Origin of the sequence: Acinetobacter lwoffii (assembly GCF_024129115.1) — a bacterium.
GTDB lineage: Bacteria > Pseudomonadota > Gammaproteobacteria > Pseudomonadales > Moraxellaceae > Acinetobacter > Acinetobacter lwoffii_T.
In genome coordinates this window covers 18,000-34,135 of the sequence record NZ_JAMXXO010000025.1, presented here as the reverse complement: position 1 = coordinate 34,135, position 16,136 = coordinate 18,000, and the positions used below count along the sequence as shown (strand labels likewise).

Sequence of the window (16,136 nt, the reverse complement as noted above, 5' to 3'; positions counted from 1 at the left end):
AAATTTACGAGCATCAGTCGGTACGACTGGTGATTCATACGATAATGCTTTGGCTGAAACGGTGAATGGCTTATACAAAACAGAGGTGATTAAATATTTAAAAGCAGATTGGCAGGGTTTAGCTGATGTACAACTTGCCACATTGAATTGGGTGGATTGGTTCAATAAAAAGCGTATACACAGTGCACTTGGTTATGTATCACCTTTTAATTTTGAAGCAATGTACTATGATAAGATTAACCCGTTAGGTCAGGTGGCCTAACTTAAATAAAAAAGTCTCCGACAAACTCGGTACGGTTCAGAGCGTTGAAAAGTCTAATGATTCTACAAATACACCTCGATTTTCAACTAACTACAAACGTGTTGCACTTGTTTTTTGAATCTACTTTCTATACTTGAAATGTCAACATACTCTACACAAACCTGAGAAATATATGAGTGCAGAAGCCACATCTATCAGCCTTCTATCCCCTGTCATACTGCTCACAGCGGCAGTGATTTCAGTCCCCTTAATCAAGCGCCTAGGATTAAGCTCGGTATTGGGATATTTAATTGCAGGATTAATTATTGGTCCATTTGGACTAGCATTTTTCTACGATTCTGCGTCTATTCTGCATATCGCTGAGCTTGGTATTGTGATGTATCTGTTTGTGATTGGACTAGAAATGCGTCCATCATATTTATGGAGTTTAAGAAAAGAAATTTTTGGATTAGGCGCATTACAGATTAGTGCCTGTTCATTGGGGCTAACGGCTGTAGGCTTGGTCTATGGCTATTCTTGGCAAGTGAGTTTTGTATGTGCTGCAGGCTTTGTACTCACCTCAACTGCAATTGTTATGCAACTTTTGGGAGATCGTGGAGACATTGCTCAACCACGAGGACAAAAAATTATCTCGATCCTGCTGTTTGAAGATTTATTGATTGTCCCTTTATTGGCAATTGTCGCTTTTATCGCACCGAATCATGTTGTTGAAAGTACTTCTACGCGTTTGCAGAGCATTGGAATTGGTTTAATTTCAATTGCAGGTTTAATCGCTGCAGGCTATTGGTTGCTTAATCCTTTATTTCGCTTATTAGCCCTAGCCAAAGCCCGTGAAGTCATGACTGCAGCAGCACTCTTAGTAGTACTCGGCGCAGCATTACTGATGCAAGTCACTGGCTTATCGATGGCTATGGGGGCATTCCTTGCAGGGGTATTACTCTCCGAATCCACTTTTCGCCATCAGATTGAAGCAGATATTGAACCGTTTCGTGGCATATTGCTCGGATTATTTTTTCTAGCCGTAGGCATGTCATTAGACCTTAACGTCGTAAAAAATAACTGGGGGTTAATCTTAAGTGCTGTTCTTGTGCTGATGTTTGTCAAAGCATCCATAATTTATCTGACTGCACGCATGACCAAAAGTTCACACTCTGAAGCACTCGATCGCGCATTACTAATGGCTCAAGGGGGCGAGTTTGCTTTTGTACTCTTTGCTGCCGCCATGAGTGCTCAAATCATTAGTGCTACTGAAAGTTCAAACCTGACTGCAATTGTAGTTTTGTCGATGATTTTGACCCCGATTATAGGCATTCTATTTAAACGTTTTACCCAAACTACAGAACAAACGTCTTTAGAAAATATCCGTATTGCCGAAGGACTTTCTGGAAAAGTATTGATGATTGGTTTCGGTCGTTTTGGACAAGTCTCCAGTCAATTACTGCTTGCTCGAGGCATTGATGTGACCATCATTGATAATGATATCGACATGATTCAAAACGCTGAAAGATTTGGATTTAAAATTTACTATGGCGATGGTTCTCGTTTAGATATTTTACATGCCTCTGGAGCAGATACGGCTGAAGCAATTGTTGTTTGCGTAGACCACAAAGAAACGACGAATAAGATTGTAGAGTTGGTGCAACATGAATTTCCTTTAACCAAGTTACTGGTTCGCTCTTATGACCGAGAGCATGCGCTGCATTTAGCAAAACAAAATGTGGATTATATGATTCGAGAAACCTTCGAGTCGGCAATGCTATTTGGCGGTGCGATTTTAGAAGAATTGGGTGTTGACCAGAGTGATGTTGAAGAAATTAGCCAAGAAATCCGAGAACGAGACAAAGAACGTTTTGAAACCGAAGTTGCAGCAGATGATGTTTATGCGGGTATCGGCTTGCAATACACAGGACCGCGTCCGACTGCACCTTTAATTACACCAAAGCACACAGGACAAATTCTGAATGAAGATGACACTCAGCAATAATTTCACGTATTAAACCCAAATAAAAAAGAGGTCTGTGTAGATCTCTTTTTCGGTAAGCATCCGCTGAACCCCACTTTTCTTATTTTCTCAATATCCCAAACCAAACTAAAATTTCTCAAACAAGTTCATCACGTCATTTTCCGTCAGTTTCGCTTCGCCCTCATGATCGGTACTTAGAATAGACTGTGCCAGTTCTGCTTTATTTTGCTGTAAGGCAAGAATTTTTTCTTCTATGCTTTTATTGGTAATCAGCTTGTACACAAATACCGGCTTATCCTGTCCAATCCGCCATGCACGATCTGAAGCTTGATCTTCAGCAGCAGGGTTCCACCATGGATCATAGTGAATGACCGTATCTGCGGCAGTTAGATTCAGACCGACCCCTCCTGCTTTCAGACTGATTAAAAATACCGGCACTTGTCCAGACTGAAATGCTGTAATGACTTCATCTCGCTTTTTGGTCTTTCCAGTCAGCTTCACATAGCCAATTTCTGCGTGATGGAGCTGTTGTTCAATCAGTTCCAACATTGAGGTAAACTGAGAGAAAATAAGAATTTTTCGTCCCTCTTCCACCATTGGAACAACCATATCCATCAACTGTTCAAGTTTGGCAGAATACGCCTGCCCGGTTTTAACTGAATCCAGTTTCAGCAAGCTAGGATGACAACAGACCTGACGCAGCTTCAGCAAGGCATCTAAAATTTGGATTTGACTACGCTTAAAGCCTTTTTCTGCCACAATTTTCTGAATATTTGCCTGCATCGTGGCGCGAACAGCCTCATATAGCTTGGATTGCTGCTCATTCATGTCAATATTGACTTCAATCGTGGTTTTTTCAGGCAATTCCTTGGCAACGTCAGTTTTCAAGCGACGTAAAATAAAGGGTTTAATGCGGTTTACCAACTTTTGCCTTAACTGCTGATCGCCGCGTTTTTCAATAGGATAGCGGTACTTTTTATTAAAGATTTCTTGTGAATATAAAAATCCTGGCATTAGAAAATAAAATAGTGCCCACAGCTCACCCAAATGATTTTCCATAGGTGTACCAGTTAGACATAGACGATGTCGCGCTGTTAATTGCCGTACTACCTGTGCAGCTTTGGCACGCGGATTTTTAATATTCTGCGCTTCATCCAGAATGAGTTGATGATATTCATATTGCTTCAGTTGCTCTTCATCTCTCGCCAAGAGCGGGTAGGTGGTTAACACAATGTCATAGTGTGAAATCTGCTCAAAATACTGATGGCGGTCGGGGCCTTGTAGCAGCAGTACCTTGAGCTCAGGGGTAAATTTTTCCGCTTCTTTGAACCAGTTATGCATCAGCGATGTGGGTGCAACAATTAAGGCGGGTCTGTCCTGCAAATGACCAGCCTGCTTTTCCATGAGTAAGTGGGCTAAAGTTTGTGCTGTTTTACCCAAACCCATATCATCCGCCAGAATCCCGCCATGCTGGGTTTCCCTTAAAAACTGTAACCAGCCTAGGCCCTGCTGCTGGTATGGACGTAATTCCCCCTGAAAACCTTGTGGTGTCGGCAGTTGTTGCTGATAGCCTTGTTTGAATTTCTGCGCAAATTGCTGCAGGCGATTACTGACCTGCCACACCATCCCCAGATGATGCTGTAATTCTAATAGTTGACTCGCATCATAGCGATCTATGCTACGCTCTTCTTGCTGTAAAATGCTCTGCAGATGCAACAATACCGGCTTAATGTCCTTTGCGGATAAAGCCAAATCTGGTTGATCCGCTGCAGTTTTCAGGGTGAAAATTTGACTGTCATTCAGATGACCAAAAATCCGTGGATCAAGTAAATCAGGCTGTTCTTTCACCAAAGCCACAAGTGCATCGAGTAAATCATAGCTATTGCCTGCACTGTCCTGAACGGTCGCCCCGATATTGAACCAGTCTTGTTGGCTTTCAGATTCAGTGATGGAAATATTTAAATTTTCAACATATTGCAGCTTAAATGGGCTGTGTTCCAGATGCTCTATCTGCCATCCAATCAATTCAATTTGATTGATGGGCATCAGCTGTTTGATCCAGTCTCCATAGAACGCAAAAACCATAGAATCAAGACGTTGTTTATCCAGTTTTAATTGCTGGTAATAATTAAGATCTTTCACCCACTTCAGTGATTCGACCAATAGCTGTAAACGCTGGATTGACTGTTGTTCCTGAACTAAGTCCCGAAGCTGTCGCACCATTTTGCCATGCTGCTCACCAATAAAACTGTCACCTGATGTACCTGCTTTTATTCGTCCGCCTACATAGGAGAATTCAATTTCGGCACAAACAGACTCTTCCCATTTCCAATCAAATTTATCTAAAACACCGAAGCGTAAAATTGGCTGGGGACTTCCCTCAAGGACATCAATATGCTGAATAGACTCGGGCTGAGGCAGATTTTTCACGTCTGAATATTGATGAGTCAGTTTCTCAAACTCTGGCAAGAGCATAGATGGAAGATCAGGCATCTGTAAAAAATGGTACAGAAGATTTGCCGTATATTCACCATATAACTGGCCCACCGTGTTCTGTTGAATATCCACATAACATGGGGGATGGCTCGCGAGAATCTGAATATGTGGATTTGATTTCAAATCGAGTCGAATATCACCATTGACCAATTCAATGTTTAAATGCTCTGTCTGTTTGTTTACACCTTGTTGCCAGATCAGTTCGATGTGATAGCCTTGTTCTGACCATTGAAGTGCAGTATGGCTCTTTTTTTGCCAGTACACATCGCCACTTTGAATAAAAGATTTGAAATGTTCCAATAAAATTCTGGAGATATCAAGATTGCTTTGATAAAAGCGTTCGTCACTGTTTATTTTGGCATAATAATAAATCTGGTTAAATAATTGTCGTTTTTGTTCAGGTAAAGTCAGATGCTTTCTGGTGATATTTTCATATTGGGTATAATAACTTTCCCCCGCAATTGAGCCGTTTTTATTGCGTCTGGCCTTCTGAACATCAACTGTCAATTTCTTTAAGCTGACAGACTGATCTAGCAGGTAAATTAAATAATTGTTTGTTTTGACAGATTGCTCTGGTTCAGTCTGTTGTAAATACCGTTTAAAATCATTCAACCAGCGCTGCGCCTGATCATCCCCCCGTTGGCGTTTTGCGATTCCCTGCGAGGATTGAGATTCAGCATAACGCTGTTGAAATTCCTGACGATATTCTTGAAAGAATAATCGCGCTAAAGCAGCAGCATGTTTACAGTTATATCCAACCGGACAAGTGCAGTCGTCATCGATTAAACGGTCTTTTTTAAGATTATAGGTAATCGCGGTATCGTAATAATCTGTCCCTTCAATTTGAGCATACATCGTGACATCATCATTTTCTTCAAAGAACTCAATTGTTTCTCTATCAATGTGTTTAGCATAGCTCAGACTGCGCTGAAGAGTTGCAGTACTAAAGCGAGATAGAAAATTGATCAATGAGGACATAATTACCAGAAACCAAAAATGTTTATACAATTATAACGGACAAAGCTGTCATTTCAGAACAGTAGTGCTCGCCAACGTATCAAAAGGAAATAAATCCATGCTCAAAAACTTAATGTTTACTACAATGGATGGGGTGAATATTGGCTTTGGGGTACATTGGTCTCCTCAACCGCAATCACAGGTCGGCCATTAATCGCCTTTGAATACAGTGCAGAAGCGATCAGTAAAGGTTTAGAACTTTCCTGCACATCAAATGGATATCATGGGTGAGGCACTGAATATTCCTCGACAAGCTCTTGTGAAACTTGGTACTCAGGAAGCGGAACTTTGTGTCCAAGAAGTCGATGAAATTATTGGCTCGATTTGTAAGGTTGCAATCCGATTCAGCAATATCGCTCATGACCTATTACCTGGACAAATTCAAGCAGAGACTCTCCAACTGATCCAAAATAGGATTGCATAATATTCATTTATTGCACTAAATAGCCTTCACAAAGCTTCTATGAAGGGCTTACTCTAACCGTTGTTTTATCACGGCATAAGCTACACCAGTCACCACACTTCCAATCGCAATCGCCAATAAATATTTTAATGGATAATTCATCGCATTCGGAATGATCAGTACCATTACACCGCCATGAGGAGTGACTAGTTCACATTTAAATAATGCAACCAAAGCCCCAGTTACAGCACCACCTGCGATCGCGCATGGAAGCACTCGAATCGGGTCTTTGGCAGCAAACGGAATAGCCCCTTCCGAGATGAAACATAGGCCCAGAACTACAGCAGCCTTCCCTGCATCTTGCTCAGGTTTGGCAAATTTATGCTTTGCCAGAAAAGTTGCAATTGCCATACCCAATGGCGGTACCATACCCGCAGCCATGGTAATCGCCATCGGTCCGTATGTTTGTGACGTAAGTAAGCCCACCGTAAAGGCATAAGCCGCTTTGTTTATTGGGCCCCCAACATCAATACACATCATACTCCCAAGGATAATCCCCATGATCATGGCATTGGTCGTCCCCATATTGGCAAGGAAGTGTGTGAGTAATTCAAACAATTGTGCAACAGGCTGTCCAACCACATAAATCATGATTAAACCAACAGCTAAACTGGCCAATAGTGGAATAATCAAAATTGGTTTTAATGCTTCTAGGCTACTTGGGAGTTTAAGCTGTTTCGATAAAAATAACGCAATATAACCTGCAATAAAACCTGCAACTAATCCACCGAGAAAGCCTGCCTCTAATTGTGTTGCAAGTAAACCGCCAATCAAACCTGGAGTTAAACCCGGACGATCCGCAATAGAATAAGCAATGTAACCTGCCAGCATAGGTACCATAAGAGTAAATGCTGCAGCACCTATTTGCTTTAAGGATGCGGCAAAGCTTCCTTCAACAGGATTGAGGCCAAACATAAACGAGATGGCAATGATCAAACCGCCCGCCACCACCATTGGCAGCATGAAAGACACCCCTGTTAAAAGGTGTTTATAAATTCCAGTTTTTTCTTTGTTTTCATTTTCTGTCTTAGTGGCTGTTTGCTTACCCGTTTCAAGCAGTTTGGCCTCAGCAATTGCATTTGCAAAAGTCTTATCCGTTTGCTTAAGGGCAAATCCTGTACTGCAGCGATATACGCGTTTGCCTACAAAGCGATCTGTATTGACCTCAATATCCGTTGCTAAGATCACCACATCTGCTTTGGCAATACTTTCTGCCGATAAAATATTTTTAGCCCCAACCGATCCTTGGGTTTCAACATCAATCTGATAACCGTGCTTTACTGCACCTTGTTGTAAGGCTTCGGCCGCCATAAACGTATGCGCAACACCAGTTGGACATGCTGTAATGGCGACAAACCGTGTAACCCCTACATTGGCTGCAATAGTTTCATCTAAAGCCTCTGAATGCTCAAGAACTTGTTGCAAAAGCATGATCGCATCGTGTTGTGCGTTATTCAAACCAATGACTTTCACAACCTTGTCACGCAGTTGATCTGCATCTGCCGACTTCTGTCCAACAAAAACAACCGTATCAATAACATTTGATAAATCGAGATGCTCAACTGATGTCGCCACATGATTGGAAATACCAAGTGCTGTTGCTGCTTTGGAGAGTTTTTTGGCCAAAATCACTGCATTAATCGGCTGCTCGGGGCTATGTGGCACAAATAAAATATGTTTTATCTCTTGCATCGTATTAACTCAATGATTGGACTGAGATTTGCGATTTCAAATCTTCAATAACAGTAAAGTCTGGAAGAGCAAACCCAATTTGGGTCACAGCATTGCTCGCAATTGCGGTTGCTGTTTTCAATGTTTCTTCTGGGGAAGTTGAACTCAACAAGCCGTGAATCATACCTGCCAGCAAGGAATCTCCCGCACCCACCGTACTTTGGACGGTGACCTTCGGTGCAGTAGCATGCAGGGTTTGCGTGCGGTGAAGCCAGTTCACCCCGTTTTCACCCATCGAGACCACAATATGTTCGATCTGACTATTTAAACTGGCAAAAAGATGCTGCTGTTCTGCAAACGTTTCTGCTGGCAAATGGTAGGTTTCTGTCAACTCATCTGTATTAGGCTTAATCAACCAAGGATGGGCAGCAATTGCTGCTTTCAACGCAACACCACTGGTATCTACTGCGACTTTTTTACCCACAGACTGTAACCATAGAATCAGTGTCGAAAGCTCTTCTGCAGAAAACCCTTGTGGCAAACTGCCAGCAATCACAATCACATCAACCTCTAAAATCAGTTGAGATAGGCGTTCACGTAGTTGTTGTTTTGCTGAGGTATCTACAAAAAAGCCCTTGCCATTGATGTCAGTCATCTGACCAGAAGCTTCTGCAACTTTAATGTTTTGTCGTGTTTCACCTGCAACATAAATAAATTGGTTATCAAATTGCTCTTGCTGGATATGATGGTCAAAAATTTGACGGTTTTCTTGCCCCAAAAAGCCACTCACAATCAGTTCATGTCCCAAATCTTTAAGGACCTGTGCCACGTTTAAGCCTTTACCTGCTGCATGGCTTTGGGCCGTTAACTGACGATTGACCTCGCCAACTTTTAGTTGATCCAATTGCACGGTGAGGTCAATTGCAGGATTCAGAGTAATGCTTAATATCTTAGCCATTCGTAATTACTCCACCAATGCACGTACGGCAGACGCACTGTCACAAGTTAAGGCTTGCTGTGCGACCTGTTGGCAATTTATATAGTTCAAACCACGAATTTGCGCCTTCACCAATGGAATACTGGTACTCGACATACTCAACTCATCCACGCCCAAGCCTATCAATACAGGCACAGCTTTTGGATCAGCAGCCAATTCACCACAAATGCCCACCCATTTACCATGCTGATGTGCTGCCCGAACCGTTTGATCAATCAATAGCAAAATACTCGGATGTAAGCCATCAGCTTCAGCAGACAACAGTGGATGACCACGGTCAATCGCCAGAGTATATTGAGTCAAATCGTTGGTTCCAATACTAAAAAAATCAACTTCTTGAGCAAGAATTGGAGCCAACAATGCTGCCGCAGGAACCTCAATCATAATACCGACTTGTAAGTTTTCACATGGATGCTGTATGCGAACCTCATCCAAAATTGCTTTTGCTGCTCGCCATTCTTCAACCCGCCCAATCATGGGAAACATAATTCTTAATGGGCGATTATCTGCTGCTTTAAGTAAAGCAACCAATTGCTGACGTAACAACTCTGGCTTACGTAAAGTCAGACGAATACCACGTAAGCCTAAGAACGGATTTTCTTCCTTTTCAATAGGCAAATATGGCAAAGGTTTGTCCCCGCCCACATCAAGTGTACGTACCACCAATGGACGACCCGCCAAAGCATCTAACACCACCCGATAATCGGCTTCTTGTGTAGCCTCATCAGGCGCACTGCTGTGTGACATAAAGACCAATTCTGTGCGTAGCAAACCAATTGCTTCTGCCCCATCGGCCACAGCCTGTATCGTAGCGTCCACTTTGCCAATATTGGCTGCGATTTCAACTTGATGTTGATCCAGTGTGATGGCAGGTTCAAAACAATGCTGTTCTGCTTGTTCTCGCAACTCGCGCTGGCGTTGGCGCTCTGCAATGGCATGATCAATCTGATTTCGCTCGGGTGAGACCACATACTCACCTGTATCCCCATTAATTAGCACGGTGGCATGGTTCTCAATATTTAAAACAGCTATACCTGCACCTACGACTGCTGGAATAGCCAGAGCACGTGCCACAATGGCACTATGGGCACTCGCTCCACCAACCGCGGTCAAAATACCTGCAACACGATCTTTATTCAGACGCGCTACATCACTCGGACCAACATCATGCATAATTAAGATATAAGGTTGCTCGGGTTCTGTGATATCGGCCACACCACACAAAGCAGCCAAAACACGCTCACCAATATCCCTTAAATCAGCCGCGCGCTCTGCCAGTAAACGATCGCTAAGTGCAGCCTGTGCGGTAGCAGCCACTTCAATATGATCATGCCAAGCTGCAGCAGCAGACAACCCTTGTTTTAAACCGCGTTGTACACTTTGGAGGAGGTCTGGATCATCCAGCATTTCCAAATGTGCCATGAATATCTGCTTAATGGCAGTAGATTCAGTATGTGCAATGAATTGACGTAAGCTATTTTTCACCTGATGAAGCGCAATTTCAAGCTTTTCATTCTCAGCTTTAAAACTCTGTCCGCGACGTTCATAACTAAATTCACGTGGCTTCACCACATGTGCAGGACCAAAAGTAAGGCCAGTTGATGCCGCAATACCGCAGCTACCCGTATCGCCATGTGATTCAAAAGGCATTAATTCCAAAGTATTTACGACTGGGTCACTACTGCTGTGCTGATGAGATACAAGATCAACAGCTTCAACCTCTTCTCCTAAGCCCTGTTGAACTGCATCAATAATCTGTTCTAAGCCTGCTACAGCATCAGTATCAGGTTGTGCAATAAAAGTCAGAGTTTGACCACGACGACATCCCATGGCTAATAATTTGATTAAACTTTTTGCCGAAACGTAAGCCCCCTCATCTACAGCAACGAGAATATCCCCTGCAAATTTCTTGGTCATATTGACCAAGTGTGTCGCGGGACGCGCATGTAGACCATGAGCGTTAGCTAAGACAATACGACGAGATGGCCAATCAGGAATCAGTTCAGCACCAATTAACTGCGCCAACTGGTGACTATCTTGTTCTTGGTTAAGGGTATGAACTTGTTCAGTATCAAACAAAATATCCATTAACCGTTGAAACCGTTGCATATCCAGTTGCTCATTACTGGCAATACACACCAAAGTCTTGAGCATTTCCTGCTGATGGCTTAAAACCTGTTCCGCTTTTACCAAACTTACAGCTGGGCTCAAAACATGCTGGTTAGAAGTGATCGACCACACTCCCTCCCCTAAATGAATCATGCTGTTTAGGTTTAAACCCGACAGAAAACCACACTCCACCATTTTTTGCTGTTTCAGCAACTGTGTTGCCTGCCAAATCAAATCTTCTACATCAAGTGCGGGAACTTGAGTGGCGATTAAATTTTCATGCAATGCCAAAGATGCGGGTTGGGCTTGTAATAATGCAATAATTTGCTCTGCAGATTGAGCCTGTTTCACTTGATCAGCGACATCGTTAATTAAAGCCCGCGTCAAAATTTGTAAGACTTGCAAATGCTCATCTGATTTCGCAGCAATCACTACTGCTAAATAAATTTTATTTTCACCGTCCCAAACAACTCCTTCAGGAAAGTGCGCCAGACGAATCCCAGTTTTTAAAATAGATTGGCGAGACTGAGGCGTCCCATGCGGAATGGCAATTCCTTGTCCTAAATACGTTGCACTTTGTTGTTCGCGCCCGGTCAACCCATGAATATAATCAGGTGTAACCAATTGGTCTTCGACCAAGATATCGACTAGACATTGCAACGCTTGTGCTTTATCAGTGGCGTGTTGTTTCATTCGAATATGTTGTATATCTAGCGCGAGCATAAAGCGTCCTTGCAAAATAGCATAGTGAAAAGCTATGCCTTTTTACTGGAGAAAAAATAAAAGTCGAATTCTACTCAGGATTTACACAAAAATCTGTATATTTTGATTTTATCTTGATAATCATTATTACGACGCAATTAAGAAACGACGAGATTCTCCAAAGCCCAGTGTTGCGATAGTTGGGTTTAGTTCTAATTGAACCGCTCTATCTCTGATTTCAGGGGTATATTTAGGTTTTTCATCGGATCACTACGCTTCGCTACGTCTTGCGAAGCAATGCGTCTCATCTCAGAAAGTTTGGTCTCCGACAAACCCGGTACGGTTCAGTTTAAGTCGTAAAATTGAAGTTAGATGTTTTTGCATAGATCCAAGTGTTAAATCATCATTGCGATTCTTGCGTACCACACCCTAGGCACGTGAAAAAGTAGAAAGCTTATATTTGTACGTGTTACGTCAAAAAGCAAAACAGAAACCGTAGCCCCAGGCAACACCCCTCTCATCATAAAATTATACCAGTCAGTAAAATACCTTTAGATTAAGCATATGTATGTTGGTTATTATTGTTGATTATCACAATAAATTAGTGCCCAAAAATCAAATTACCCCACCCTACATTAAATTACACCACACAAAATAAAAACTCTATATAACTGTTATATATAGAGTTTACTAACATAGCAATTATGTTATTTAGTGTATTTTATGTTGGTGACTCTTACCAAGGTTGGTTTTTTTCAAAAGGAAGCTTTGTTTACCCAAATTATTTAGATAAGAATCTCTTTTTCCAAAGGAAAGTTGGCAAAGCCTTAGTAATGTGAGTAATTAAATCGCTTACTCTTTCTCTAGTTTGACCAGGCAATCCGATGTAATATCTGCAATGGTTCTTGCACCAGTCAATGTCATTGCCACACGCATTTCTTTCTCAATCAAATCTAGTAAATTACTTACCCCAGAACCGCCGGCAGCACCAAGTGCGTATACAAATGCACGACCAAGCATACAAATATCTGCACCCATAGCCAACATACGTACCACATCAAGACCGTTACGAATCCCTGAATCTGCTAAAATTTTGATGTCACCTTTGACCGCACTTGCGATTGAAGGAAGCGCACGAGCAGAAGACAAAACACCATCAAGCTGACGACCACCGTGATTGGAGACCACAATTCCATCTGCTCCGAAACGTACTGCATCCTTGGCATCCTCAGGATCTAAAATCCCCTTAATAACCATGGGACCCTCCCAATAATCACGAATCCACTCAAGATCTTTCCAAGAAATTGAAGGGTCAAAGTTATTTCCCAGCCAACCGATATAATCTTCCAGACCTGTCGGCTTACCTAAATATTTCGAAATGTTACCCAAATCATGCGGACGACCCAATAAACCGACATTCCAAGCCCAGTGTGGGTGCATACACGATTGCATATAACGACGTATTGCAGCATTTTTACCACTCATTCCTGAATGTGCATCACGATAACGCGCACCTGGAACAGGCATATCGACTGTGAATACTAAGGTAGAACAGCCTGCGGCTTTAGCACGTTCCAAGGCATTTTTCATAAAACCACGGTCACGTAGTACATACAGTTGAAACCACATCGGACGTTGAATCGCAGGTGCCACTTCTTCAATTGGACAAACTGAAACTGTTGATAAGGTAAATGGAATGCCCTTTTTATCTGCGGCAACCGCGGCTTGAACTTCGCCACGACGCGCATACATACCCGTTAGACCTACAGGTGACAATGCCACTGGCAACGCCAAATTTTCACCAAACAATTGCGTTTCTAAGCTCAGCTCAGACATGTCATTTAACACACGTTGACGTAAAGCGATTTTTGATAAATCGTCTACATTACGCTTTAAAGTATATTCCGCATAGGCACCACCATCGATGTATTCAAATAAAAATGGCGGTAAACGACGTTTCGCAGCTTCACGATAGTCATTTGCAGAAGAAATAATCATAACTTATGTCCTATTTAATCGACTCGAACGTTGACGACGAGCTTCTTCTTCATCGATCATACGTACGCGTTGAACAACAAATTCAATATGCCCACAAGCTGCCTTACGTGCAGTCTCTGAGTCTTGACGTTCAATTGCATCCATCACTTCAAAGTGCTGGTCATGCAATTGTTCAAAATGTTGTGGTGTAGTGTAGACTTTACGTCGCCCTAACATCACGTTGTCTTGCAATAAATCAAACAAACTACGCATCATTTGGATCAGCACTAGATTGTGGGATGCTTCTGCAATCGCCAGATGAAACTTCGCATCCGCTATTGCTGCGTGTGCATCATCACCTAAGGCCTGAAAATGGCTAATCTGCTCAAAACACTGACGAATATTGATCAAATCACTGGGTGTGGCACGTTGTGCGGCATACCACGCTGTACCACCTTCAAGCACCATACGAGCTTCTTGTACATCAAAACGATATTCAGGATCTTGATCCATCAAACCGGATAATGGCTCAACGATTTGATGCTGTGACCAATGTGCAGGCAACTGCTTTAAATAGTTGCCTGCACCCGCTTTGCTCTGAATAATCCCTGCGGTAATCAGCTGTTGAATCGCCTCACGTAAAGAGCTACGAGACACACCCAATTGTTCACAGAGTTGGCGTTCGGCAGGCAATCGCTCTCCGACTTGCACATTATTTTTTTCAATCAATAGACGTAACCGCTGTACTACTTTGTCGGAGACTTTCATTTTTTTCCTTGACCCGTTTACGGAATCATCCACGGGAAAACATAAGCTTGTAAGGTCACAATAATACCAATCATCACCGTAAAGATAATGCTGTGTTTTACTGTAAATCTAAATAAATCAGATTCTTTACCAACTAAACCCACTGCTGCACAAGCAATCGCGATTGATTGAGGGGAAATCATCTTACCTGTTACTCCACCACTGGTATTGGCAGCAACTAACAAGACTTCAGGCACACCGATTTGCTGTGCTGTAGTTGCTTGTAACGCTGAAAACAATGCGTTAGCTGAAGTATCTGAACCTGTAAGAAACACTCCAACCCAACCCAAGAATGGTGAGAAGAAGGTGAAAGCCTGACCCGTATGTGCCAGTGCTAAAGCAAGCGTTGCTGACAGACCTGAATAGTTTGCAATGAACGCAAAAGCCAGTACCATACCAATCGAATAAATTGGGGTTTTTAGTTCATTCACGGTTTCAAAGAATGTCGAAACTGCCTCTTTAGGTTTCATGTTTAAATAAATAATCGTGATCAATGCCGCCAATATAATCGCCGTACCCGTTGCTGATAACCAATCAAACTTATAAATCGCATCATAATCTTTAATTTCAGGCACGACAGGTGGTAGCTTTTGAATCAATTGATGCAAATACGGCACTTTAATTGAAACTACTAAATCACTTAATGGGCCGTCCTTAACAAATAAATCTTTAAAAGGTTTGATGCTCCAGATCGTCACCATTGCTGTAAGTATCAGAAATGGAGACCAGGCTTTGGCTATCTGTGCCACACTATATTGTTTACGAGCTTGCTTGATAATAGTTTCATCTACCTGTATATTTTTATCCTCAAAAAGAAAAATATGTTTTGGTTTCCAATACTTAAGTAAGATAGTTAAACTGATTAATGATGCAATTGCAGCAGTGATATCGGGTAACTCAGGCCCAACAAAATTTGATGTTAGATATTGCGCTAAAGAAAAAGATAAGCTGGCAACTAAAATAGCAGGCCAAGTTTCTTTAACCCCACGCCAACCATCCATGATTGCCATGATCCAGATCAATACAATTGGCACCATAAAGGGTAACTGACGACCAACCATTTGACTGATTTCCATGGTGTCAACACCTGAAACCTGCCCAGCGACAATGATCGGAATTCCCATTGCACCAAAAGCAACAGGTGCAGTATTAACTATCAGGCATAGCCCAGCCGCATATAAAGGCTTAAAGCCGAGTCCCACCAACAGTGCCGCAGTAATTGCGACGGGCGCACCAAAACCTGCCGCACCTTCTAAAAACGTACCAAAAGCAAACCCAACTAATAGCATTTGCAAACGTTGATCTTCTGTAATTGACAGAATAGACGAACGAATAACATCAAACTGTCCTGTTTTTACTGAAATCTTATATATAAAAACTGCACCGATAATAATCCATGCAATTGGCCACAGGCCGTAGAAGAATCCATAGACCATTGATGCTAATGCCATTCCAATTGGCATTTTGTATAAAAATAATGAGACCAGAAAGGCTAAAAAAACGGTAATTGTAGCGGCTACACTACCCTTCATGCGAAAAATAGCTAACGCTAAAAAAAAGAAAATAATTGGAACTAGCGCAATAGCACTCGAAATCCAGATATTGCCTATAGGATCATAAATTTGTTGCCACTGTTGAAGCATTGTCTACTCCTTGAAATGCTTAACTACTA

The 16,136-nt window shown here is 42.2% G+C and carries 8 protein-coding genes and 4 pseudogenes; 4 read left to right on the top strand and 8 right to left on the bottom strand.

Annotated features, from left to right (window positions below):
• Both NI470_RS14065 and NI470_RS14060 read left to right on the top strand, forming a co-directional pair.
• On the top strand, positions 1 to 262 hold a 262-nt coding region (locus tag NI470_RS14065; protein ID WP_253148800.1), incomplete at its 5' end, for an integrase core domain-containing protein.
• Between the two features lie 172 nt (positions 263 to 434).
• Positions 435 to 2,246 (top strand): monovalent cation:proton antiporter-2 (CPA2) family protein, encoded by a 1,812-nt coding sequence (locus NI470_RS14060; RefSeq protein WP_100358166.1) that lies wholly within the window; start codon positions 435 to 437, stop codon positions 2,244 to 2,246.
• Between the two features lie 105 nt (positions 2,247 to 2,351).
• Here the strand turns inward: NI470_RS14060 and NI470_RS14055 are convergent, their stop codons facing one another.
• The gene (locus NI470_RS14055) at positions 2,352 to 5,699 is read right to left on the bottom strand and encodes a DEAD/DEAH box helicase (RefSeq protein ID WP_253148798.1); all 3,348 of its coding nucleotides are present in this window, start codon (positions 5,697 to 5,699) and stop codon (positions 2,352 to 2,354) included.
• A gap of 247 nt (positions 5,700 to 5,946) precedes the next feature.
• Here NI470_RS14055 and NI470_RS14050 point away from each other — a divergent pair.
• Positions 5,947 to 6,181, top strand: a pseudogene (locus NI470_RS14050) (hypothetical protein); the annotation flags it as partial.
• 29 nt (positions 6,182 to 6,210) lie between these two features.
• Here NI470_RS14050 and NI470_RS14045 read toward each other — a convergent pair.
• From NI470_RS14045 to fruB, 4 genes and pseudogenes are all read right to left on the bottom strand, one after another.
• Positions 6,211 to 7,893: a fructose-specific PTS transporter subunit EIIC gene (locus NI470_RS14045; protein ID WP_253148796.1), complete on the bottom strand. Its 1,683-nt coding sequence runs from the start codon at positions 7,891 to 7,893 to the stop codon at positions 6,211 to 6,213.
• A gap of 4 nt (positions 7,894 to 7,897) precedes the next feature.
• Positions 7,898 to 8,830, bottom strand: coding sequence for a 1-phosphofructokinase (pfkB, locus tag NI470_RS14040; protein WP_253148794.1), 933 nt, complete (start codon positions 8,828 to 8,830; stop codon positions 7,898 to 7,900).
• Between the two features lie 6 nt (positions 8,831 to 8,836).
• A pseudogene (gene ptsP, locus NI470_RS15920) lies at positions 8,837 to 10,486 on the bottom strand (phosphoenolpyruvate--protein phosphotransferase); the annotation flags it as partial.
• 86 nt (positions 10,487 to 10,572) lie between these two features.
• Positions 10,573 to 11,701: pseudogene (gene fruB, locus NI470_RS15915) on the bottom strand (fused PTS fructose transporter subunit IIA/HPr protein); the annotation flags it as partial.
• Between the two features lie 328 nt (positions 11,702 to 12,029).
• Between fruB and NI470_RS14030 the strand changes: the two are divergent.
• A pseudogene (locus tag NI470_RS14030) lies at positions 12,030 to 12,179 on the top strand (VF530 family DNA-binding protein); the annotation flags it as partial.
• A gap of 353 nt (positions 12,180 to 12,532) precedes the next feature.
• Here NI470_RS14030 and lldD read toward each other — a convergent pair.
• The 3 genes from lldD to lldP are packed head-to-tail and all read right to left on the bottom strand — an operon-like array spanning position 12,533 to position 16,107.
• Entirely contained in the window at positions 12,533 to 13,678 is a 1,146-nt protein-coding gene (gene lldD, locus NI470_RS14025; protein WP_004282143.1) for an FMN-dependent L-lactate dehydrogenase LldD, read from the bottom strand.
• A gap of 3 nt (positions 13,679 to 13,681) precedes the next feature.
• Positions 13,682 to 14,425 (bottom strand): transcriptional regulator LldR, encoded by a 744-nt coding sequence (gene lldR, locus NI470_RS14020; protein WP_180039011.1) that lies wholly within the window; start codon positions 14,423 to 14,425, stop codon positions 13,682 to 13,684.
• A gap of 17 nt (positions 14,426 to 14,442) precedes the next feature.
• Entirely contained in the window at positions 14,443 to 16,107 is a 1,665-nt protein-coding gene (gene lldP, locus NI470_RS14015; protein WP_004282148.1) for an L-lactate permease, read from the bottom strand.
• Positions 16,108 to 16,136 lie beyond the last annotated feature (29 nt).

What these genes read in the sequence shown, in the direction of transcription:
- NI470_RS14055 (WP_253148798.1), bottom strand. Translation starts at nt 5,699, where the DNA reads ATGTCCTCATTGATCAATTTTCTATCTCGCTTTAGTACTGCAACTCTT.
- lldP (WP_004282148.1), bottom strand. Translation starts at nt 16,107, where the DNA reads ATGCTTCAACAGTGGCAACAAATTTATGATCCTATAGGCAATATCTGG.
- pfkB (WP_253148794.1), bottom strand. Translation starts at nt 8,830, where the DNA reads ATGGCTAAGATATTAAGCATTACTCTGAATCCTGCAATTGACCTCACC.
- NI470_RS14060 (WP_100358166.1), top strand. Translation starts at nt 435, where the DNA reads ATGAGTGCAGAAGCCACATCTATCAGCCTTCTATCCCCTGTCATACTG.
- NI470_RS14045 (WP_253148796.1), bottom strand. Translation starts at nt 7,893, where the DNA reads ATGCAAGAGATAAAACATATTTTATTTGTGCCACATAGCCCCGAGCAG.
- lldD (WP_004282143.1), bottom strand. Translation starts at nt 13,678, where the DNA reads ATGATTATTTCTTCTGCAAATGACTATCGTGAAGCTGCGAAACGTCGT.
- lldR (WP_180039011.1), bottom strand. Translation starts at nt 14,425, where the DNA reads ATGAAAGTCTCCGACAAAGTAGTACAGCGGTTACGTCTATTGATTGAA.